Below are 24252 nucleotides of genomic sequence, written 5' to 3'. Positions count from 1 at the left end.
GGAAATCAAATTACCTTTGCGCACTAATAACAGTGGGGTGCCTTAAATAAACGGGCTGAGATTATACCCTTAGAAACAGATTAACTTCGGTTTCTTACACCTGATCCGGATAATGCCGGCGTAGGGAATTGCGAAATTACTATTCGCCTGATATCTCATCTTAAGAACCTCATTGCAATATTTTTTTATCGAATGCTGATCTATTCAGCCTAAAAAACTTTATTGTAATGTCTACAAAAAAAATCAGTTCATTATTTACAAAAGTAGCTTTGCTGCTTGTGTTTCAATTTTTCTGTTTTGCAGGATTTTCTCAAATCACGTTGAGAGGGAAAGTGCTTAATCAGGATGGAAATCCTCTGCCTGGGGCAGCAGTTGTAATAAAAGGGAGTATGCATGGCGTGTCTGCCAATGCTAATGGTGAATACAAAATTGAAAACTTAAAGCCGGGTTTTTACGAGATTGTGGCAAGCTTTTTAGCTTTTAAACCGCAAACACAAGAAGTTGATCTTAAATCAGACCTAAGATTGGATTTTGTTCTTCAATATTCAGCTATCCTGGCAGATGAGGTCTTGGTGTCAGCAACCCGAGCAGATTCAAAAACGCCGGTTGTTGTCACTAATGTAAGTCATGAAGATTTGTCGAAGCGAAATTTGGGACAGGATATTCCGATGCTTTTATCAATTACCCCCTCATTCGTAACCACAACTGATGCGGGCGCCGGTGTGGGTTATACCGGCTTTCGTATTCGTGGATCTGATGCCAATCGTATCAATGTGACAGTTGATGGTATTCCTTTGAATGATTCAGAATCGCATGGTGTTTTCTGGGTAAATATGCCTGATTTTACTTCATCGCTTGATGATATTCAAATTCAACGTGGTGTGGGAACATCAACCAGTGGAGCAGGTGCTTTTGGTGCGAGTATCAATATGCAAACACAGAATGTAAATGCTTTGCCTTATGCTGAAATCTCAAGTTCGGCCGGATCATTTAATACCTTTAAAAATACCGTTAAACTTGGAACTGGTTTAAAGAAAGGTTTTGCTTTTGATGCACGTTTGTCTAAAATTACGTCGGATGGGTTTATTGACAGAGCTAGTTCTGATTTGCAATCGGCCTATGTTTCTGCAGGATATTATGGGGAACGCACCAGCGTAAAAGCCAATGTAATTGTAGGGAAAGAAAAAACGTATCAAGCCTGGAACGGCGTACCTAAAGTTCGTTTGGAAAATGATGCAGAAGGTATGCAACGTTATGCCGATCATTGGTTAGTTAGTCAGGAAGTGGTTGATCATATGTTGGCTTCCGATTCCCGAACTTACAACCAGTATACCTATGACAATGAAACCGATAATTATTGGCAGAAGCATTACCGTTTGTTTTTAACTCACCTGTTTGCGGATAATACTAAGTTTAATATGGCTTTTCATTATACGCAAGGAGAGGGATATTACGAGCAGTTTAAGAAAAATGATAAACTTGAAAAATATGCTTTGGCTCCAGTTGTAATCGGGGGTGAAACCATTGAAAAAACCGATATTATTCGTCGTAAATGGTTGGATAATGATTTTTACGGAGCAGTCTTTTCTTTTTCGAAGAAAATGGAATCGCTTGACCTGGTTGCAGGGGGTGGCTGGAACAAATACGATGGTGACCACTTTGGTGAAATTCGTTGGATGAAAAATGCCGGGGATTCATTTTTAGGCGATCATTATTATGATAATAATGGAACTAAAGAAGAGTATAATGCTTATGTAAAAGCTAATGTTGCCGTAGATAATTCTTTGAGTTTGTATGCTGATATGCAATTAAGAGGGATTGATTATAAAATTAAAGGCATCGATTCAGATTTAAGAGATATTACTCAAAATCACGATTTTTTATTCTTTAATCCTAAAGTTGGTTTGAATTATGAATTCAACGAGAATCACCGTCTTTTTGCTTCTTTATCAGTCGCTAATCGTGAACCTAATCGAAGTAATTATACTGATGCAAAGCCTGGAAGTGTACCAACGAGTGAGCGTTTATTTGATTACGAGTTAACTTATAAGTTATCAAAAGCGAATTTCCTGTTTGAAGCGAATGTGTTTTATATGGATTATAAGGATCAGTTGGTTTTGACCGGTGAAATAAATGATGTTGGTTCAGCTGTGATGGTAAATGTTGATAAGTCTTATCGAACAGGTGTTGAGTTAAGTGCAGCAACAAATATTACAAAATCGCTTTCCTGGAAAGGGAATTTATCATTGAGTGAAAATAAAATAAAGGATTTTGTAGAGCATGTTGATAATTGGGATAACTGGGAGACTGGAGAACAAGCAGTTTCTGATTTAGGTACAACAGATTTGGCTTTTTCACCCAATGTAACGGCTAATTCGGTGTTTTCGTACACTCAATCTGGTTTTGGCATGCAGTTAATATCTCAATATGTGGGTAAACAATATATCGATAATTCATCAAATGATGACAGAAGTTTGGATGCTTACACCGTATCGAATGTAAATTTCTCATATGAATTCAAACCAAAATTTGCAGAAAGTTTGAAATTCAATCTGTTGGTGAATAATGTGTTTGATGCAGAATACGAATCGAATGCCTGGGTGTATTCATATATCTATGGTGGCGAACGTTATGCAATGGATGGTTATTTCCCTCAGGCTGGAATTAACTTTATGGCTGGCTTAAGTCTTACTTTTTAATCAGGAATAGATTCGGATTCATAATTTAAGTTATTAATTTTAAAACCAAGCTGAGAGCGATTACTTTCAGCTTGGTTAGATATAAAAACAGGATGTTAGATTGGATCAGTGCAAACAGTGTTGAAATAATAGGAACGCTTTCAGGCTTTATTTTTCTGTATTTAGAAATCAAACAAAACAAATGGCTCTGGCCGGTTGGTTTGTTCTCTGCACTGATGTATATCTATGTGTTTTTTGTTGCCAAGTTTTATGCAGATATGGGGCTTCAGTTCTATTATGTATTCATCAGCATATATGGTTGGTTTCATTGGTCTCGCTCGAAAGGGCAGGTTGAAGAAGAATTACCCGTAGTCAGTTTAGGGCTTGGTTTGTTTTTTAAGCTTTTATTGGCGAGTTTGTTTATCTACATTGGCATTTCTTTTATTTTGGTTAATTATACCGATTCTCCTATTCCATACTGGGATTCGTTTACAACCGCTCTAAGTATTGTCGCCACATGGATGTTGGCTCGTAAGATTCTGGAGCAATGGCTGGTTTGGGTACTCGTTGATGCCGTATCCATGGGATTGTATCTTTACAAAGGTTTGTACCCAACTTCAATTTTATTTGCTTTTTACACGATTCTGGCTTTGTATGGTTATTATCAGTGGAAAAAAGATTTGGCAAAGTCTCAAGCAATCTAAAGCAAAACCCTATTTTTGTGACTCATAAGTTTACACCACAGAAAAATGAGATCAAAATCAGCAGTTATATTGGCTAATGGCAGTTTTCCAGTCCATGAAATTCCATTGAACAGTTTAAAATCATCGGAATGCATTGTCTGTTGTGATGGAGCCATTAATAAGCTGGAAACTGCGGGTATAGAAGCTCATGCAATTGTGGGTGATTTAGATTCACTTTCTGATGATTTAAAACGCAAATATCAGGATATTATCCATCATTTTTCGAATCAGGATACCAACGATTTAACCAAAGCCGTAAACTGGTGTTTGGCTAATAAAATCAACGATATTACCATTGTTGGTGCTACGGGAGAACGGGATGATCATATGATTGGTAATATTTTTCTTCTGCCATCTTATACGAAAAAGATGAAGGTGAAAATGCTGACTGATTATGGGATCTTCACCCCGGTTATGCGCTCCCGAAACTTCGATTCTTATATCGGTCAACAAGTCTCAATATTCTCTCCTCAAGCAGAAACCATTATCACGACAGCTAACCTACGCTACGAACTAACTAATCAGAAACTGGACATGTTGTGGCAAGGGACATTAAACGAATCCATGGGAGATAGCTTTCGAATCGATTTCGAAGGCAACTCTTTGATTGTGTATCAGGAATATGAAAAATAAATTGTATTCGTTGATTCTGTAAGACCCGTTTTTATTATAATGAATAGATCTTCATAAATTTGACAGATTTGACAGATCATAATATAAAATAATTAGGATAAATTTGTGTCATTATAAACTAACCCTAAAAAAATATTATGAAGAAAATCTTAGTTGTTATTTGTGTTTTAATCGCTTCTTATGGGTATGCACAAGATGTTAAATTTGGTGCAAAAGCAGGATTAAACCTTTCAAATCTCGTAGGTGATGATGTTGACGATGTTGATATGAAAGCTGGTTTATATTTTGGTGGATTTTTGAATCTACCATTAAATAATAATCTATCTTTTCAACCAGAATTGCTATATTCTAGACAAGGCTGGAAAATTGATAGTGGGGATGGTGATCTATCGATAAAAACTACTTATATAAATATTCCATTACTCTTGAAAATGAGTCTGGGAGCATCTGATAAAATTCATGTGTATGCAGGTCCACAATTGGGGTTTTTGGTAAAAGCTGAAGCTCAAGCTGAACAAGGTGATGTGACTGGTACAGTTGATATAAAAGATGAATTTAAGGATTTTGATTTTAGTTTAAACTTCGGTTTATCTTTTGATGTAAGTGATGAAATATCTCTTGACGTAAGATATAATAGAGGGTTGTCAAAGCTTGATGATATTGATAATTCTAAAGCATATAATTCAGTGATTCAGTTGGGAGTTGCTTATTCGTTTTAAGCTGATATAGAAATATAACTTATAAACCTTCAAGGATTTTACTCCTTGGAGGTTTTTCTCATTTAAATAAGTTTAAAAATACCTAGTTTAGCTTCTCACATCATCTCATCCTCAAATCGTCACATCTTCTTAATTAACACATTTTAACTCTCATTAAAAAAACTATCTTTGCGGCAAATCTTAAATTATAAGCAATTGCTATGAATCGCAAAAACTATTTATTTTTATTTATTCTATTTTTCTGCAGTACAAGTTTATTGTCTGCACAATCCACAGAAGAGAAAAAGCCTATTCAGGTAAAATTTGGAGGCTATGTACATTCTCTTTTTACTTATGATACTCGCCAAACAGTAAGTGCTCGTGAGGGCTTTATTTTGCTATATCCTCAGGATGAATTATTGGATGCCAGTGGTAAAGACATAAACAAAGGTGGCGTTTACAATATGGCTGTTATTCAGTCGCGTGTAAATGCAAAAATTACAGGTCCGGATATTTTGGGTGCCAAAACCAATGGTTTGTTGGAAGCTGAGTTTATTGGGAATGCAGAGTCTGATGTTAATGGTATGCGTTTGCGTCATGCTTTTGTGAATTTAGACTGGGGAAATATATCTTTATTGATTGGACAGACTTGGTCGCCCCTTTTTGTTGCTGAAGTTTTTCCAGGAACAGTTGGTGCCAATGCTGGTTTGCCATTCAAGCCATTTGCTCGTAACCCGCAAGTGCGTTTAACTCATAAAACAGAAAATTGGAAAATTTTAGCTGCTTTGGCATCTGAGCGTGATTATACAAGTACTGGTCTTTTAGGGGCAGGTAACCGTTATTTGAGAAATGCAGGTTTACCAATCATTCAAGGACAGGTTCACTATTATGCAGGAAAGCATTTGATAGGAGCTAGTGCTGAATACAAGACTATTAAACCTTCACTTTTGAGTACAACAGGTTCTAAAGAAAATAACGATCTTCAAACTTGGAAGAATGATGAAACCCTTTCTTCATGGGCAGTAATGGGCTATTTCAAGTTAAATTTTAAACCGCTTACAATTAAAGCACAGGCAACTTACGGATCGAATATGACCGATGTGTTGATGTTGGGTGGTTATGCGGCTAAGAGTTTAAATCCTGTAACCAATGAAGCTTCTTACACCCCCATTAAAGTGTTGGGGACATGGGCAGATCTTTCATATCAGAAAAATAACTATGAGTTAGCCTTATTAGCTGGTTATTCAAAAAATTATGGCGCTGATGATGAGGTTGTGCCTAATATGATTTATAGCCGTAGTCAGAATATTGGTGAGTTGTACCGTATTGCACCTCGTGTGTCAAAAAAGATTAACAATCTAAAGCTTGAATTGGAAGTTGAATATACGGCTGCTGCTTATGCAGATTCTACTGATGGTGCTATTAATGAAAAAGCTGAGGTGATCAATTCTCACTGGGTTGGAAACACACGTATTTCTGTAGGTTTATACTATTTCTTCTAATAGAGAAATTACAATATATAGAAAAGCTTCACCGATTTTTATTGGTGAAGCTTTCTTTATTTTTTAGGATCTGTTATTTAATTACTGGCTAGATTTACCAGTAAAGTCTTCAGTTCTTCATTAAGAAGTTGAGTACAACATGAGTAATTGTTGATGATGAGACTAATCGCAAGTTGGGTGCCATTTTGTCTTTTAAGGATTCCGGAATAGGATCTGACACCCGTCATGCTACCTGTTTTTGCCATGAAATTTCCTGCTAAGTCGCTTTGTTTTCCAAAACTTTTTAGTGTGCCATTTTGACCTGCAATAGGTAGTGAATTGAAAAAGGATGTTGCATTTTCACTTCTATTCATGTGAACCAAGACTTGATTCAAAGCTCGTGCTGATATCGCATTAAAGTGGGATAGACCACTACCATCAAATAAAAATAAGCTTGAGGAATCAAGGCCTTTTGACTGCCAGAACTCTTTTAAAGCGCTGATGCCCGATTGCCAATTGCCTTCTTTTTTTTGTGTTATCCCAATTTGAAATAAAAGATGATCGGCAAACAGGTTGATACTTTTTTGATTGGTTAAAGCGACTATTTCAGATAGGGGAGGTGACTTGAATTTTAGTAATGTTTTCTGAGTTTTTGTCTTAAAATCCTGCTCTTTAATTTGAATGCCTCCCGCCTGAAGAACTTTGCTTAAATCTGAAAGCAATACGAGTTCAGGTCTTGATACGGCACCTTTTACTTTAAAGTCAGTGCGATTCTGAGGAATGGTCCCGTCAATAAGTCTATGCGAATCCGTAGGTCCACCAAAGATATAGGCTCGGTCTTTATTGATGGTTGAGCTCATCACTTCATTGGAGAATGTCATTCCGCTTTGTTTGCTGTCAACTTTTGTGATCTTTGTGAGTTGACCAGCTTCCTTAGATTCAAAATGCAGCGTGTAAGTATTGTCCTTATAACTGATTGTATGAGGTATGGCTCCATAATAATTCCCAATATCTTCCCAAATCCATGTGCGTGGCACAGAGCTTTTGTAGTAACTCGCATCAACTATTAGCTTGCCATTAATCTGATGGATTCCATTTTTTTTCAGTTCATTGTAAATCGAAGAAATAAAGCGGTTGTTCTCTGGAAAATATTTGGATGCCAGGCTGGGATCTCCACTGCCTCTGATAAGGAGATTTCCCATCAATATGCCATCCTTATTAATTCGACCAGTGATTAAAACTTCAGTTTGAAACTGAAAATCTGAGCCTAAAATTTCAAGTGCCGCCGCTGTTGTCAGTAGCTTTTGTGTTGAAGCAGGAGTCAGGCTCTTTTCTGAGTTGTGAGCGGCTAAAATTTCACCTGTTTTCAGATCCCGAATCTCAATGCCAATGCTCGCTGATTTAAATATTTCATTTTTTACAAATCCGTTTAAATAATCTTGATCGCCAGTTTTTTGAGCATAGGTCGAAAAATTTAGCACAATAAGATAGATACAGAAACATAAGTTTAAAGCAGATCGATTCATATTTATGTGTGATAAGGACAGTTAGGTATATAAAAAGTCAGAAATTTATTTTAATCATCCATTTCATTCAGGATGTTTTCAACTTCCTTTTCGGTGTTGTGTAATTTTTCTTTGCAGATTTTTAAAAGCTCAGAGACACGTTTTACTTTATCCGAAAGTTGATCCACATCCAATTCTTCATTTTCAATTGCCTGAATGGTTTCTTCAATTTCGGTGATGGCTTCGCGGTAGTTTATTTTCTTTTTTGACATGGGATATATGTTTAAGACGTTTATAATTTATAGTAAGTTTTATTTTTTTATCTGTTTGACCTGACTTTCAACACTGCCTTTGGCAAATTTGGTTTCGATGATATCATCTTCTTTCAGCTGGCTGGCATCTTTTACAATTTTACCTTGACTAAGAGTTAAAGTGTAGCCTTTTTTCAATATGTTTTCAGGATCTGCGTATTTGGCACTTTGTTCGAAAAGTTCGAGTTGATGCTTGTGTTTGTTGAAGAATCGCCGACTCACATTTCTTTGTTTTAATATAAACTGATTGAGATTCATTTGTTCCATATCAAGCAGATGCTTGCTGTTTAGCTTTATGTCGAAAGAGAAGGATTGTAATTGATGTTTTGAGTTACGCAACAGACTTTTGCCGGACGCAATGATGCTTTGTCTGGCCATATCAAGTTGATTTGTTTTATTAGCTAATATCTGACGAACCTGCGGGGTGAACTTTTGTGAAAGCATCTGTAATCGATCAGAAGATTCGGTTAAAATATCTTGTACACCAGCAATGAAACTCTCTTGTAAACCTTCATGATAGGCCTCGCATTCGTCAAAACAATCGATTAAGAATTCGGCAGCAGCCGTTGGCGTTTTTACTTTTACATTAGCCACCATATCTACGACACTTTCATCTCGTTCATGACCAATTCCTGAGATGATAGGAATTGGGAATTGTGCAATGTTTTGAGCCAGGGCGTAAGTATCGAAGCAATTGAGATCAGAACTTGAGCCTCCGCCACGGATGATAACAACTACATCAAAAATATCTTCGTAGGCATATATTTTCTCTAAGCTTTCAATAATAGATGCTTCTGCCTGATTCCCTTGCATAATAGCCGGGAATAATTTGTGGTGGAATTTATATCCTTGTGAATTATTCTCCAGTTGATCAACGAAATCTTCATATCCGGCTGCTGTTGGCGATGAAATAAGGGCTATAGTTTTGGGAATTTCCGGAAACAGAAGATCCCGATTCATATCAAAGACGCCTTCTTGTTTCAATTTTTCGATGACCTCTTTTTTTCTTCGGGCCATATCACCCAAGGTATATGTGGGATCAATATCCTTAATATTCAGACTGTAACCATATATTTCCTGGAACTCAACACTAACTTTTATCAAAACTTTAATTCCTGAACTAAGTGTTTGTCCTGTACTGGTTTTGAAATAAGGATGAAGCATTCTAAAGGTGTATGCCCATATTGTCGCACGAGCTTTGGCTGTAATCTGATCTGTATTTTCGTCTTTTTCGATTAGCTCCAGATAGCAATGTCCTGTTTGAGTTTGCCTCAGTTCTGATATCTCAGCAACCACCCAGATTTCATCCGAAAAGGCATCGGATAAATGCGATTTGATTTGATTGTTTAATTGATATAGGCTGATGCTTTTCACAGGTCGTGTTTATTTAATAAGGTTTACAGATTGTGTATTTGCTTTTTGTTACTACAAAATACTTATTTTCCTCGTTGTTTCATTAAATACTCAGTAGGGTTATCTATATAATGTTCCGGATCGATATCCTTATTTTTATTCGCTTCCATAGCTTCTAGATCCTGTTGTTGCTTGGCATCAAGTTCATCTTGGTTATCAGCAATTCCCATTTGGTATGTTATCGTTTTATCAATTTTACCTTTTATCGTGTAAAAAATCCATTTTTCATGTCGCTTGCCGTTTTTATAAAATCCATCAATTTTAATAATGCCATTGTTATAATAGGTTGTGAAAGCGTCATTCAGTTTGCCATTGGAGTAGTGGGCACTTATGACTTTATTTCCGAATTTATCGTAACGGATCCACTTCCCATTTTTAAGGTCGTTTTGATATTCATAGGTCTCGTATACTTGACCATTGGGGTAATAATAAGTGCTCAGCCCATCTTTTTCCCCATTTTCATAATATTCCTGAATTCGAATTTGTTCATTTTTATCAAAGTATTGCCAAAGAGAGTCTTTCTTTTTGTTGCTATAATTCCCGATAGCAGATAACTGTTCGTATGTGTTGTAGAGTTTTGCTGTGGCCTTTTTACCTTCGTTTGTAAAGACCAAGCGAGCTTTTATAGTACCATTGTCATGATAGCGAATCATTTCACCATCAGGATAGCCATCTTTAAAATATCCGGCATATATTTTTTTTCCCATGGGCGTGGTATTTTCCCAATAGCCTTGTTTTCGTCCTTGTTCATCCTTTTTGTTTTGGGCAGATATGCTTAATGAAAATAAAAACAATAGAGCTAAGGATATGATTCGTTTCATGAATTTGAAATTAAAGTAATGTTTGTAATTCTTATAGGAATATTGAATTCTTCTTCCAAAAATAGTAAGAAATAATGCAGATTCATGCAAAATCTTAATTTAATAAAACTGTAGACTCAACTGGATTTATCGTCCCTTTAAATATGATATTCTTTGAATTTCTAGATTGGTTATTTAATTATCAATAAAATATTAGTTTTGTAATCAGTAACAATACCTTTTTTATATTTAATTCAGATTGATCGACATGAAAAAGATCCTTATTATTTTGGGACTACTAGTGATAGTGGCCATTTCTGTATTTTTTCTTCTGGGAAAAGAAGAAAAGATGCCAACTCATGTGAAAATAAATCCTGGCTTTAGTGAATATGTTGATTCCTATACTTCAGGTATTATTTCTAGTGAGTCGAAAATAAAAATTCGACTGAGTGGACAATTTAAGCAGGATGTTGAGTCAGGAGTTCCAGTGAAAAATAATGTGTTTTCTTTTGAACCTGAAATAAAAGGGAAAATTACATGGTTGGATAATAGAACTCTTATTTTTAATCCTGAGGAAAGTCTAAAATCCGGACAGAGATATAAAGGGACTTTTCATTTAGGCAAGTTGATTGATGTTCCTAAAGAATTTGCTGAATTCCCAATTCAGATACAGATCATAAAACAAGCTGTTCGAATTTCTAAAATTAGTTTTTCGCCTTATAAGCCAACTGAATTAAAATATAATGCATTGAAGGGAGAACTGGCTACTTCTGATGTAATTGATAATCAGATTGTCGAGAAAATGATGAAGGCAGAGCTTGAAGATAATAGGATAAAATTAAAATGGGAACATAATGTTGGGTCGAAAATCCACTGTTTTACAATTGATAGTCTGATTCGTACAGATAATGACAGAAAGTTGATTCTTGCTTTCAATGGCGAACCTTTTAATGTTGATGTGAAGGGTGAAAAAGAAATTGAAATTCCGTCTATCAATAGTTTTCAACTGATGAAAGCCCTTGTTTTACAGCAACCGGAACAGCATGTTGAGATTCATTTTTCTGATCCTTTAGATGGACAGCAGGATTTTCGTGGATTGGTAGAGATTGAAAGTGCAAAGAAGCTCAAGTTTACAATCGAGGGAAATGTCTTAAAAGTTTATCCGAATAATCGTATAACAGGTTCTAAAGAAATTAAAATTTCAAGTGGAATATTAAGTGTTTCTTCAACTAAATTACAGAAATCATATACTAAGGGATTAACATTTGAGGCTATTAAACCACAAATTAGTTTGATTGGTAAAGGGGTTATTGTTCCTAATTCCAATGGTTTGCATTTCCCTTTTAAGACCGTGAATTTATCGGCAGTTGATGTTGAGATTATAAAGATTTTTGAAGATAATGTGACACAGTTTTTACAGGTAAATCAATTGGATCAGGATAGTGAGATGAGACGAGTCTCGCGTCCGGTTTTCAAAAAGACCATTGAACTGACTTCTCCTAACTTAATTGATTACGGGCAATGGAATACTTTTTCAATAGACTTGGATGAATTTATTCAGAATGACCCCGGAGCCATTTATCGTGTGGAATTAAGTATGAAAAGGGCTTATTCACTTTATCCTTGTTCAGAAGAAGCCCAGTCTGATGAAGAGCTTGAAGATAATTGGGATAGTATTGATGAAAAGGAAGATTCGGCTTGGGATGGTATCGAGACCTACTATTATGATGAGGATTACAATTGGTATGATCGAAACAACCCTTGCAAAAGCTCCTATTACAAGAATAAAAAAGTGGGACGCAATGTCTTGGCTTCTGATTTGGGGATTATTGCCAAATCGGGAAATGATAAAAAGGTAGTGGTTGCCGTAGCCGATTTGCGAACAACAGAGCCCTTATCAGATATTGAAGTTGAAATATATAATTATCAGCAACAACTTTTGGGTAAACAGAAAACAGATAAGGATGGCTTGTGTACTATTGATTTGAAACAAAAGCCTTTCTTGTTGATTGCTAATAAAGGTAAGCAAAAAGGGTATTTGAAGTTGGATGATGGATCTTCTCTATCCTTGAGTACTTTTGATGTTTCAGGAGAGAAAATATCCAAAGGAATCAAAGGCTATATGTATGGAGATCGTGGAGTTTGGAGACCGGGTGATACTCTTTTCTTGAATTTTATTCTTGAGGATAAGCAGAAAGTGTTACCTAAAAATCATCCGTTAAGCTTCGAATTGATTAATCCGCGGGGACAAACGACTAAGCATATGGTGAAAACTCAAGGTGTTGGTGATTTTTATTCTTTCATAACAACTACCGATTCTGATGCACCGACAGGTAATTGGTTGGCAAGGGTTAAAGTGGGAGGAGCCACATTTGAGAAAAGTCTTCGTATTGAAACAGTAAAACCTAATCGTTTAAAAATTAAGATTGATTTTGGAAAAGATAAGTTAACGGCGCAGGACAATGCTGTGAAAGGAAAACTAGAGGTGAAATGGTTGCACGGTGCTGTTGCACGTAATCTGAAAGCTGTTATAGATGTCAAGTTAAAGTCGGTAAAGACCCGTTTTAAACGTTATACTGATTTTGTATTTGATGATCCTACTCAGGAATTTGAATCCGAAGAATACAGTCTTTTTGAAGGAGAGGTGGATGATAATGGATTGGCTGATTTTTCTTCTAATCTAAAAATACAGAGTCATGCCCCGGGAATGCTTAAAGCAACTTTTTTAACTCGAGTATTCGAAGAAGGCGGCGATTTTAGTATCGATCAAATAAGTTTGCCATATGCGCCTTATAAAGCTTTCGTTGGTTTGAAGACGCCTGCAGGTGATAAAGCTCGCGGTATGTTGCTTACCGATGAGAATCATAAGGTTAGTGTTGTGACTGTTGATGCTAATGGGAATCCTATTGCACGAAAAGGGATCGAGGTTCAGGTTTTTAAAGTGAGCTGGAGATGGTGGTGGCAGTTAGGACCAGATAATTTGGCATCCTATGCCGGAAGTTCTTACCACACGCCACTTATTTCCAAAACCATTTCAACCAATTCACAAGGTATTGGGGATTTTGATTTTAAAATAAAATACCCGGATTGGGGAAGATATTTGATTCGGGTGAAAGATACTGACGGTCATGTTAGTGGTAAAACGGTGTATGTTGATTGGCCAGGTTGGGCCGGAAGAGCTCAGGAGGATAATCCGGGTGGTGCCAGTATGTTGATGTTTGGCTCCGATAAAAAGGATTATAAGGTGGGCGAAACTGCTAAAATTACGTTTAAAGGCAGTAAAAATGGGAGAGCTCTGATTAGTTTGGAAAATGGGTCGAAAGTGCTGAATTCATTTTGGGTACAAACTCAGGATGAGGAAACTGTTTTTGATTTGAAGTTGACTGATAAAATGGCTCCGACAGTTTATGTTAGTATTACTCTTTTACAGCCACATGCTAATACGGCTAACGATTTACCTATTAGATTGTATGGGACTATTCCTTTAAATGTAGAGGATCCGCAAACTCAGTTGAATCCGGTTTTGAATATGCCGGACGAACTTTCGTCCGAACAAGATGTCACTCTAAAGGTGAAGGAACGTGATGGTAATCCCATGACCTATACTATTGCTATGGTTGATGAAGGTCTGCTTGATTTGACTCGTTTTGAAACACCAAACCCGTGGAGAAATTTCTATAAGAGAGAAGCCCTGGGCGTGAAAACATGGGATATTTACAATATGGTATTGGGGGCTTATGGTGGTCAAATCGAACAGGTTTTTGCTATTGGTGGTGATGAGGATTTACAAGGAAAAGGCAAAAAGAAAGCTGATCGATTTAAACCAGTAGTTAAGTTTTTAGGTCCCTTTGAATTGGATAAAAATAAAACAGCTGAACATCATATCAAGCTACCTAAATACATAGGCTCTGTAAGAACCATGGTTGTTGCGGGAAAAGACAATGCTTACGGTTCTACTGATAAGGCTACAGCCGTTAAAAGTCCTTTGATGTTATTGGCAACTTTGCCCCGTGTCTTGAGTCCATTTGAAGAGGTGAAAATTCCTGTTACGGTATTTGCTATGGATGAAAAACTGCAAGATGTTTCAGTAAAAATTGAGTGCAACGATCTATTACAAGTTGTAGATGGTAGTATCAAGCAGATAAAATTCAATCGTATCGGAGATCAGGATATTGAATTTAATTTGTTGGTTAAGGAAAATTTAGGTGTGGCTAAGGTGAAAATTATTGCCGAATCAGGTAGTGAAAAGGCTGAATACGAGATGGAAGTACAGGTGAGGATTCCCAATCCCAAAGTAACTGATATTTATTCAACAATCATTCAGCCTGGTGAAATGTGGAAACAGGAATTTATTCCTGTGGGCATTAATGGAACCAATACAGCGATTCTTGATTTGGCTAGTATTCCACCTATTGATTTTGGCAGACGATTAAAGTATTTGATTGATTACCCTCATGGTTGTGTGGAACAAACAACTTCATCGGTATTTCCTCAGCTTTATTTGGATAAAGTGATGGAGGTTGATGAGAATGTGAAAGAGAAATTGACGACCAATATTGAGGCAGGTATCAATCGTTTGAAAAGTTTTCAACTTGCCGATGGTGGTCTGAGCTATTGGCCGGGAGGGGATAAATCAGATGCATGGGGGACTTGTTATGCCGGTCATTTTATGCTTGAAGCGGAAGCCTTGGGGTACCAATTACCTATTGGTTTTAAAGAACGATGGTTGGAATTTCAGCAACGCGAAGCCAATAATTGGCAATCTGATGGTAAGGCTCATTCTCAATTGATTCAAGCTTATCGTTTATATACAATTGCCTTGGCAGGAGAAGCTGAGATTGGGGCAATGAACCGCTTGAGAGAGTCGAATGATTTGACCAATGCCGGGAAATGGCGATTGGCAGCGGCCTATGCCTTGGCGGGAAAGCCTGAGGTGACTAAGGAAATAACGAGCTTGTTGCCAGGCTCTATTCCTTCGTATAAGGAACTGTCTTATACTTATGGTTCATCCGAACGTGATGAGGCGATGATTCTGGAGACTTTGATTTTATTGAAGGACAAACAGCGCATGGTGCCCCTTATCGAAAAACTGTCCGGAGAGCTAGCATCAAAAAGCTGGATGAGTACACAGACCACGGCTTATTGTCTGATTGCTTTTTCCAAGTTATTGCAAGGCGACTATGCCGGAAGTGGTGATCTGAATTATACCTATCGTTTTAATGATCAGGAAAAAGTTGAGGTGAACACTGATAAAAAACTGAAGCAGCATCAGGTACAATTACAGTCTACTGACAAGGGAGTTGTCGAGATTGTTAATCAGTCAACTACAGTTATGTATGCCACATTGGCTGTTGAAGGTATTCCTTTGGAAGGTGATAAAACTGCATCAGCTAATGGTTTAACAATGAAGGTCGATTATAAGGATTTGGATGATAATCTTATTAAGCCGGAGTCTATTGTTCAGGGAAGTGATTTTAAGGTGGAAGTTAGCATCACTAACCCGGGCACTTTGGGAGATTATAAAGAAATGGCTCTGACTCAACTTTTTCCTTCGGGATGGGAGATTCATAACAGCCGAATGTTTGATGGCAAATCGACCCAGCAGGCTGAGCAGTTCGATTATCAGGATATACGGGATGATCGAGTATATACTTATTTTGGACTAAAGGCTGGCAAAACAAAGCGTTTTACTATTCTTCTGAATGCCTCTTATTTAGGCAAGTTCTACATGCCGACAATCTCATGCCAGGCGATGTATGATAATAAAATATCGGCACGCACCCCTGGTGAATGGGTATTGGTAGTGAAATCGGGGAAATGAAAAATGCAAGTGGTCTTGTAAGCAAAATTTGAATTCGGCTTTGTTTGCAAGACTAATTTTATAAAATTGTGATGAGAAAATCATTCAAGATTGTCTTACTTTTGCTTTGTTTTGCCACAATAGCTTTTTTGTTTATCCCAGTACCTCAAGCTACGCAGTCCCAGTCATCGGTTTTGTATTCGAGGGAAGGACGTTTGCTAGGAGCTAAAATTGCGGATGATCAGCAATGGCGTTTCCCTGAACTGGATTCAGTTCCTGTGAAATTTGAATCGGCTATTCTCAACTTTGAAGATGAATATTTTTATTTCCATCCGGGTATTAATCCGATTTCGTTGTGTAAAGCTCTTGTAAGGAATATTAAAGCCGGGCGGATTGTTAGTGGTGGCAGCACACTAAGTATGCAATGGGTTAGAATTTGCAGGCAAAATCCATCACGAACAATCAGTGAGAAATTGCTAGAGATGATTTTGACCCTAAGGGTTGAATTGAGCACCTCAAAAAAAGAGATTCTGAAAAAATACGCTTCCCATGCTCCATTTGGTGGTAATGTTGTGGGATTGGAGGCTGCTTCCTGGCGTTATTATGGTCGAAGTCCATATCAATTGTCGTGGGCAGAGTCAGCATGTTTGGCCGTTCTCCCCAATGCACCATCTTTAATTCGACCTGGTAAAAACATTGCAAGGCTTAAAGTCAAACGAGATCAGTTGTTAGCTAAGATGTATCGAAATGGTGTGATCGATTCGTTGCAATATGAATTGGCTTTACTTGAGAAATTGCCAAATAAACCCTACGATTTGCCAAGGAAAGCTACTCATTTATTGGAGTATTTAGTTGGAGCGAAGTCGGGACAAAAATATTATTCCTGTATTGATTATCAATTGCAGGAACGTGTATCTCGTCTTGCAGAGAGACATCACAGACATTTAGTTATGAATGAAATTCATAATTTGTCAGCCATTGTTCTAAAAATTGAAACTGGTGAAGTGCTCTCTTATTTTGGTAATGTAGAATCTGAAAATAATGCAGAACATGGCTGTGATGTAGATATTATTCATGCGGCGCGAAGTTCGGGTAGTATTCTAAAGCCTTTTTTGTACGCCTTAATGCTGGATCAGGGGGAAATTCTGCCCGAGGCACTGATTGCAGATATCCCTACACAGATTCAGGGGTATGCACCCAAGAATTATAATAGAAAATATGATGGTGCAGTACCTGCATCAAAAGCATTAGCTCGTTCTTTGAATGTCCCTGCAGTTCATATGCTCAAACAATTTGGCGTGGGACGATTTCTCGATTATCTTCAGAAAATGAATTTCACAGATTTATCCTATTCTGCTGATCATTATGGCTTGTCATTAATATTGGGTGGTGCTGAAACGTCCCTTTGGGATTTGGCAGGTGCTTATTCCAGTTTGGGACGCACACTTAAGCACTACAATACTTATTCGTCTCATTATCGAAAGCAAGATTTTCATCCTCCTGTTTTGGAAATGAAAAATGTAGAAGATATTTCACCAAGTGATTTTATTGAGGGAAAAATCAAGTTAGGTGCCGGGTCAATATATTATACCTTGGATGCTTTGTTAAAGGTAAATCGTCCTGAAAATGAATCGGGTTGGGAATCTTTCTCATCGTCTTCAAAAGTCGCTTGGAAGACAGGAACCAGTTTTGGTTATCGTGATGCTTGGGCTGTCGGCCTAACAGGCGATTATTTAGTTGCTGTATGGGCTGGTAATGCAGATGGTGAGGGGCGTCCGGGTTTAACAGGGGTGACTGCTGCAGCTCCACTCATGTTTGATATTTTTGACCTTTTACCTCAATCAGATTGGTACGAAAAACCATTAGAAGATCTTGAGAGCATTTCTGTCTGCAGAGAAAGTGGTTGCAGGGCTTCGGCTATTTGTCCTTATGTCGATACATTGGATGTCCCCCAGTCGGGTTTGAAAACAGCTGTATGTAGTTACCACAAGTTGGTACATTTGGATAAGGACGGTCGATATCAAGTGAGTTCGGATTGTATTATGCCGCATGATATGACTCATAAAGCCTGGTTTGTTCTACCTCCTGTTTGGGAGTGGTATTATAAGCTTAAGCATCCTCTTTATAAGAGTTTACCGCCTTATATGGAAGGCTGTTCACCTCAAGGTGAAATCCCCATGATGCAATTTGTATTTCCGATGGCATCTTCGGTTATTTATTTGCCAATGGGTTTGGATGGTAAGATACAATCGGTTGTTTTCGAGATTGCACATCGCCAGTATGGCACTAAAATTTATTGGCACTTGGATGAAGAATATCTTGGGGAGACCGTAGATATTCATCAGATGGAAATTCTTACTGATAGTGGTGAGCATATTGTAACTGCAGTTGATGAAAATGGCAATCGAATCATTAGAAAAGTTCTTTTTGTGAATAAATATCAGGATTGAATAAAAAATGCCTGCTGAAAATATTCGGCAGGCATTTCTTATATTGAAGAATAGGAGTGAATGCACACTCCTAAATCTTAAATTATCATCTATTTTACTTCTTCGAAGTCAACATCAGTTACTTCATCATCAGCTTTAGCTTGCTGTCCGCCTTGAGCACCTGCATCAGGTCCTGGCTGTCCAGCTTGTTCTTGTGCTTGAGCATTGTAGATGTCTTGAGATGCAGCCTGGAATACAGTATTCAATTCTTCAATTGCAGTATTAATAGCATCAACATCCTGAGCTTTATGAGCTTCCTTCAATTTATTAAGAGCATCTTCAATAGGCTGTTTTTTATCAGCTGGTAATTTATCTCCAATCTCTTTTAATTGTTTCTCAGTTTGGAAGATCGTGCTATCAGCTTTGTTCAAAGTATCCACTTTTTCTTTAGCCTTGTTGTCAGCTTCTTCGTTAGCTTTAGCTTCTTCTCTCATACGTGAGATTTCTTCGTCAGATAATCCTGAAGATGCTTCGATACGAATTGACTGCTCTTTTCCTGTTCCTTTGTCCTTAGCAGATACATGTAGAATACCATTTGCATCAATATCAAAAGTTACTTCGATTTGTGGAACGCCACGTTGTGCTGGTGGAATGCTATCCAGATTGAAACGACCGATTGTTTTGTTACCGCTAGCCATTGGACGTTCACCTTGTAGTACGTGAATATCTACAGAAGGTTGGTTGTCAGCAGCAGTAGTAAAAGTTTCAGTTTTCTTAGTAGGAATAGTTGTATTGGCTTCAATTAATTTAGTCATTACACCACCCATAGTTTCGATACCCATTGAAAGTGGAGTCACATCCAAAAGAAGAACATCCTTAACCTCACCAGTTAATACACCACCCTGGATAGCAGCACCTACAGCTACAACCTCATCAGGGTTAACACCTTTTGATGGTGCTTTTCCGAAGAATTCCTGTACAATATTCTGAATAGCTGGGATACGAGTTGATCCACCCACTAGAATTACTTCATCAATTTCTGATTTAGAAACCCCAGCATCTTTCAATGCCAATTTACATGGTTCAAGCACGGCTTGAATCAATTTGTCAGCCAATTGCTCAAATTGTGCACGAGTTAATGTTCTAACCAAGTGCTTAGGCATACCGTTTACCGGCATAATATATGGCAAGTTGATTTCAGTGCTTGTTGCACTTGATAATTCAACTTTAGCTTTTTCAGCAGCTTCTTTCAAACGCTGAAGTGCCATGGCATCCTGACGTAGGTCTAAGTTTTCATCCTTAAGGAACTCTTCAGCCAACCAGTCGATAATGATTTGGTCAAAATCGTCACCTCCTAAGTGTGTATCACCATTGGTTGATTTTACCTCGAATACACCGTCGCCCAATTCAAGAACAGAGATATCAAAAGTACCACCACCAAGGTCGAATACTGCAATTTTCAAATCGTGATCTTTTTTATCCAGACCATAAGCCAAAGACGCAGCAGTAGGCTCATTAATAATACGCTTAACAGTTAAACCAGCAATTTCACCAGCTTCTTTTGTTGCCTGGCGCTGTGCATCGTTAAAATATGCAGGAACTGTAATTACAGCTTCAGTCACTTCTTGTCCTAAGTAATCTTCAGCAGTTTTCTTCATTTTTTGAAGAACCATTGCTGAAATTTCTTGTGGAGAATATTTACGATCGTCGATTAATACACGAGGGGTGTTGTTATCACCTTTAACGACCTTATAAGGTACGCGTTCAATTTCTTTGGTTACTTTATCGTAAGTTTCACCCATGAAACGTTTGATAGAATAAATGGTTTTGGTTGGGTTTGTAATCGCTTGACGTTTTGCAGGATCACCAATTTTTCTTTCTCCGTTTTCAATAAAAGCCACAATTGAAGGTGTGGTTCTTTTTCCTTCGCTGTTAGGAATTACAACTGGTTCATTTCCTTCCATTACAGAAACACAAGAGTTGGTTGTTCCTAAGTCGATTCCAATAATCTTACCCATTTTATTATTTATTTAAGTTTTTAATATACGATTTTGTTTTTGAGTTCATTTTTAAACTCGAATGGATTTAATCAAAGCCTGTGCCAAGATATTTTTTGCCAAAAGCGATGCATATTTGACACTGAGATTGCCAAAAGCTTGCAGTTTTATGACAGAACTGCTGCCAAAAAGACAGGATTGCGACATTTTTTATGAAAAAATTACTTTGTAAGAGCTCAAAAATCCGATGTTATTGGAGCTCATATTTTCTCGTTTAAGTTTATCAAATATTCTCCTTGTCTGGTATATCTTTATCAGTTTCAACTTATTTCAATCTTTTTCTAACTTTGCTTAATAAATTTGTAATACTTAAGTAGATTTGCAGATTGAACTATTTAAAAAATTAGCAACAAAGAAAATGTCAATTCATAAAGAATCAATCAAGCGAGTAACCACTCATATTCTTTCGGAAATGAAGCTGAAAGGAGAAAAAATTGCCATGTTAACGTCTTACGATTTTTCAATGGCTAGTATAGTTGATAAGGCAGGTGTGGATGTGATTCTAGTTGGAGATTCAGCCTCGAATGTGATGGCGGGTCATGAAACAACACTTCCAATTACTTTGGATCAGATGATATATCATGGTGCTTCGGTGGTTCGGGCTGTTAATCGTGCATTAGTTGTTGTCGATTTGCCATTTGGAACTTACCAGGGAAATTCGAAAGAGGCTTTATGTTCTTCTATTCGTATCATGAAGGAATGTAGTGCTGACGCCGTAAAATTAGAGGGTGGCCGTGAAATTATAGAGTCAGTCAATCGAATTTTATCAGCAGGAATTCCCGTTATGGGACATTTGGGATTAACCCCACAGTCGATTCATAAATTTGGAACCTATGCTGTTAGAGCTAAAGACGAAGAGGAAGCTGAGAAGCTATTGGAAGATGCAAAGATGCTTGAAGAAGCGGGTTGTTTTGCCATTGTTTTAGAAAAAATACCAGCAAGTTTAGCGACCAAAGTTGCTGAATCAGTTTCAATACCTGTTATTGGTATTGGTGCAGGAGGTGGCGTTGATGGTCAGGTTTTAGTTGCTCATGATATGCTGGGAATTACACAGGAGTTTTCGCCACGTTTTTTAAGAAGATATCACAACCTCTTTGCTGAAATGAAGGGTGCAGTTGAAAACTATATACAAGATGTGAAATCGAAAGATTTCCCAAGTGAAAGAGAGCAGTACTAAATTTATAATTATTAATTAATAATTATTAATTAAAAATAGATGGCAAAAGAAAAAAGATTAGAAGTATTATATGAGGATAATCATATTATAGCTGTAAATAAACGAAGAGGTGATATCGTTCAGGGTGATAAAACCGGGGATGAGCCTTTGAGTGAAATGGTAAAGGCATACATTAAAGAGAAATACAATAAGCCGGGTGATGTTTATTTAGGTTTACCTCATAGACTGGACAGACCTGTTAGCGGTGTTGTGATTTTTGCTAAAACAAGCAAGGCTCTTACTCGCCTGAATTTAATGTTTCAACAAAAAGGTGAGGAAGTTAATAAGGTGTATTGGGCTATTGTAAGTAATTGTCCAAGACTCGAGGAGGAAGTTTTAACTCACTACTTATTGAAAAATGAGGAGCGAAATAAGAGTAATGTTTTCGATAAAAAGAAAAAAGGGGCTAAAGAATCGACTTTGGAGTACAAACTTTTAACCCGATCTCAGAAATATTATTTATTGGAAGTAAAACTTCACACAGGTCGTCATCATCAGATTCGTGCGCAGCTGGCAAGAATTGGTTGTCCGATTCGCGGAGACTTGAAATATGGTTACCCTCGTTCGAACAAAGGGGGAGGTATCGATCTTCACGCACGTGAAATTAGTTTTATGCATCCGGTAAAACTGGAACCAATTACCATTAAGGCTCCAATACCTAAGAATGATAATCTTTGGAAAGAGTTATATAATTTGTTATAGGTAAATAAAGTCTATAAGGCAGATATAAAAATGGCTAAATCATCAGCAGGTGCTTGAGGATTTAGCCATTTCATTTTGAATGATTGTTGACAACTATTCGTCCAGCATATTTTTTTCAAAATATAGGGGTAACAATTGTTTGATATTTTCTATTTCGAATATTTGTTTTTGACCATAAAGGAAAACCTGAATTGGGGTATGGTAACGTTCTTCAGTTTCCAATAAAACCTGACGGCAGCTGCCACATGGAGGAATTGGTCTTTCAAGAAATTGCCCATTGTTATAACACGCAATGGCAATACTTTTAACAGGGACATTGGGGTATTTTGAATTGGCATAAAACATGGCAACTCTTTCGGCACATAAGCCTGAAGGATAGGCTGAGTTTTCTTGATTACTTCCCTGAATGATTTCGCCGTTTTCAAGTAAAACGGCAGCTCCTACACTAAAATTTGAATATGGAGAATATGATGATTGCGTTGCTTCTTTGGCTTTATTAATCAATTCCTGGTTGACAGAATCAAGTTCTTCAATTGAATTGTATTCTAGAACAGTTGTAATTAGTTGAGTTTTCTTCATTACCATACAAATTTCCTGATAAATAATTTTTTATTACAAATTAACGGAGAATAGTAGGATTGTATTTTGATTTCCTATTTTTATGGTTGTTTACTAGAAGTGGCGATAAAGATATAGAATTATTATTAATATTTTGTAAAGGGGAATTTTAATCCACCTGAAAATCATATTTTTTCCGTTTGCTGATAGGCAAGAAAACTCTGGTAAAAGACAAATTCCGATCCTTTTATTATAAAGAAATATACATGAAATTACCTAAACTTCTACTAATACTATTTTGTCTATTCTCAATACAAGCTTTTGCTGAAAATAATCCGAGGAAGGCATATATTGCCAAATACAAAGACTTGGCAATTGTTGAAATGAAACGGACCGGTATACCGGCAAGTATAACTTTAGCTCAGGGCTTGCTCGAATCGGGTAACGGGAATTCAACTTTGGCTACAAAAGCGAACAATCATTTTGGAATAAAATGTCACGATTGGACAGGGCCATCTATCAAAATTGATGATGATAAAAGAAACGAATGTTTTAGAAAGTACGAGGATCCTTACCAATCTTATAAAGATCATTCGGAATTCTTAACGAAGAGATCGCGTTATGAATTCTTATTTAAACTGAATCCAACTGATTATAAAGGGTGGGCAAAAGGATTGAAAAAAGCAGGTTATGCTACTCATCCCAAATATGCTCACATGTTGATCGATATTATTGAAGAAGAAAAACTGTATCTTTTAGATAATAATAATGGCTTGCCTAAATCTAAGGACTATGGTAATTCAAGTTTGGATGAATTTCAGAACGATTTGGATTTGAGACTTGAGGTTGCGAATGGTGTTCATTTTATAAGAGTTGTAAAGGGAGATACTTTTTATAATCTTGAGAAGAAAATGGGAATTACTCGTTCAAAATTATTGAAGTATAATGAACTTCCTAAAGATTATATTTTAAGTATAGATCAAATTTTATATTTCCACAAGAAGAGAAATAAGGCGGCTAGAGGATACAATTTCCATTTGGTAAAAGCAGGTGAGACTTTATATGATATTGCTCAGAAGTATTGTGTAAAACTTAAGAAAATCCGAAAATTTAATGATTTTTCAAAGAAGCATGAAGTGTCTGCAGGTGACCGGGTTTATTTGCGTAAAAGATAGTTTTTTGCTGATTAAAATATAAAAGGGCAATCCACGTAATTGGATTGCCCTTT

General features: G+C 37.0%; 16 protein-coding genes. 10 read left to right on the top strand and 6 right to left on the bottom strand.

The window, feature by feature from the left end; all coding sequences use genetic code 11:
* The first annotated feature begins 227 nt into the window (after positions 1–227).
* From EO244_RS01650 to EO244_RS01630, 5 genes are all read left to right on the top strand, one after another.
* Positions 228–2699: a TonB-dependent receptor gene (locus EO244_RS01650; RefSeq protein WP_129252282.1), complete on the top strand. Its 2472-nt coding sequence runs from the start codon at positions 228–230 to the stop codon at positions 2697–2699.
* Positions 2700–2791: 92 nt separating this feature from the next.
* Positions 2792–3382 (top strand): nicotinamide riboside transporter PnuC, encoded by a 591-nt coding sequence (pnuC, locus tag EO244_RS01645; protein WP_129252280.1) that lies wholly within the window; start codon positions 2792–2794, stop codon positions 3380–3382.
* 45 nt (positions 3383–3427) lie between these two features.
* Positions 3428–4054: a thiamine diphosphokinase gene (locus EO244_RS01640; RefSeq protein ID WP_129252278.1), complete on the top strand. Its 627-nt coding sequence runs from the start codon at positions 3428–3430 to the stop codon at positions 4052–4054.
* 137 nt (positions 4055–4191) lie between these two features.
* Entirely contained in the window at positions 4192–4773 is a 582-nt protein-coding gene (locus EO244_RS01635) for a porin family protein (protein WP_129252276.1), read from the top strand.
* Between the two features lie 200 nt (positions 4774–4973).
* Entirely contained in the window at positions 4974–6254 is a 1281-nt protein-coding gene (locus EO244_RS01630; protein ID WP_129252274.1) for a hypothetical protein, read from the top strand.
* Positions 6255–6331: 77 nt separating this feature from the next.
* Here the strand turns inward: EO244_RS01630 and dacB are convergent, their stop codons facing one another.
* The 4 genes from dacB to EO244_RS01610 form a co-directional block, all read right to left on the bottom strand.
* Positions 6332–7714 (bottom strand): D-alanyl-D-alanine carboxypeptidase/D-alanyl-D-alanine endopeptidase, encoded by a 1383-nt coding sequence (dacB, locus tag EO244_RS01625; protein WP_164977386.1) that lies wholly within the window; start codon positions 7712–7714, stop codon positions 6332–6334.
* Between the two features lie 95 nt (positions 7715–7809).
* Complete coding sequence (gene xseB, locus EO244_RS01620; protein ID WP_129252269.1) at positions 7810–8010, bottom strand: exodeoxyribonuclease VII small subunit; 201 nt, start codon at positions 8008–8010, stop codon at positions 7810–7812.
* 39 nt (positions 8011–8049) lie between these two features.
* Complete coding sequence (gene xseA, locus EO244_RS01615; RefSeq protein WP_129252267.1) at positions 8050–9423, bottom strand: exodeoxyribonuclease VII large subunit; 1374 nt, start codon at positions 9421–9423, stop codon at positions 8050–8052.
* A gap of 62 nt (positions 9424–9485) precedes the next feature.
* Positions 9486–10283: a toxin-antitoxin system YwqK family antitoxin gene (locus EO244_RS01610; protein WP_129252265.1), complete on the bottom strand. Its 798-nt coding sequence runs from the start codon at positions 10281–10283 to the stop codon at positions 9486–9488.
* 247 nt (positions 10284–10530) lie between these two features.
* Here EO244_RS01610 and EO244_RS01605 point away from each other — a divergent pair, with 247 nt between their 5' ends.
* Both EO244_RS01605 and pbpC read left to right on the top strand, forming a co-directional pair.
* Complete coding sequence (locus EO244_RS01605; protein ID WP_129252263.1) at positions 10531–16083, top strand: alpha-2-macroglobulin family protein; 5553 nt, start codon at positions 10531–10533, stop codon at positions 16081–16083.
* Between the two features lie 71 nt (positions 16084–16154).
* Positions 16155–18512, top strand: coding sequence for a penicillin-binding protein 1C (gene pbpC / locus EO244_RS01600; protein ID WP_129252262.1), 2358 nt, complete (start codon positions 16155–16157; stop codon positions 18510–18512).
* An 89-nt stretch (positions 18513–18601) separates the two neighbouring features.
* On the opposite strand, the gene dnaK is transcribed toward pbpC, so the two are convergent.
* Positions 18602–20509, bottom strand: coding sequence for a molecular chaperone DnaK (gene dnaK / locus EO244_RS01595; protein WP_129252260.1), 1908 nt, complete (start codon positions 20507–20509; stop codon positions 18602–18604).
* A 397-nt stretch (positions 20510–20906) separates the two neighbouring features.
* On the opposite strand from dnaK, the gene panB reads away from it, so the two are divergent.
* Both panB and EO244_RS01585 read left to right on the top strand, forming a co-directional pair.
* The gene (gene panB, locus EO244_RS01590; protein WP_129252258.1) at positions 20907–21725 is read left to right on the top strand and encodes a 3-methyl-2-oxobutanoate hydroxymethyltransferase; all 819 of its coding nucleotides are present in this window, start codon (positions 20907–20909) and stop codon (positions 21723–21725) included.
* 39 nt (positions 21726–21764) lie between these two features.
* Positions 21765–22466: an RluA family pseudouridine synthase gene (locus EO244_RS01585; RefSeq protein WP_129252257.1), complete on the top strand. Its 702-nt coding sequence runs from the start codon at positions 21765–21767 to the stop codon at positions 22464–22466.
* Between the two features lie 93 nt (positions 22467–22559).
* Here the strand turns inward: EO244_RS01585 and cdd are convergent, their stop codons facing one another.
* On the bottom strand, positions 22560–23045 hold the full coding sequence (cdd, locus tag EO244_RS01580; RefSeq protein ID WP_129252255.1) for a cytidine deaminase: 486 nt from the start codon (positions 23043–23045) through the stop codon (positions 22560–22562).
* Positions 23046–23290: 245 nt separating this feature from the next.
* On the opposite strand from cdd, the gene EO244_RS01575 reads away from it, so the two are divergent.
* Positions 23291–24199: a glucosaminidase domain-containing protein gene (locus tag EO244_RS01575; RefSeq protein WP_129252253.1), complete on the top strand. Its 909-nt coding sequence runs from the start codon at positions 23291–23293 to the stop codon at positions 24197–24199.
* Positions 24200–24252 lie beyond the last annotated feature (53 nt).

The sequence above is a fragment of the Ancylomarina salipaludis genome (assembly GCF_004122035.1).
In the GTDB taxonomy this organism is placed as follows: Bacteria; Bacteroidota; Bacteroidia; order Bacteroidales; family Marinifilaceae; genus Ancylomarina; species Ancylomarina salipaludis.
This window is presented reverse-complemented; position numbering and strand designations above follow the sequence as displayed.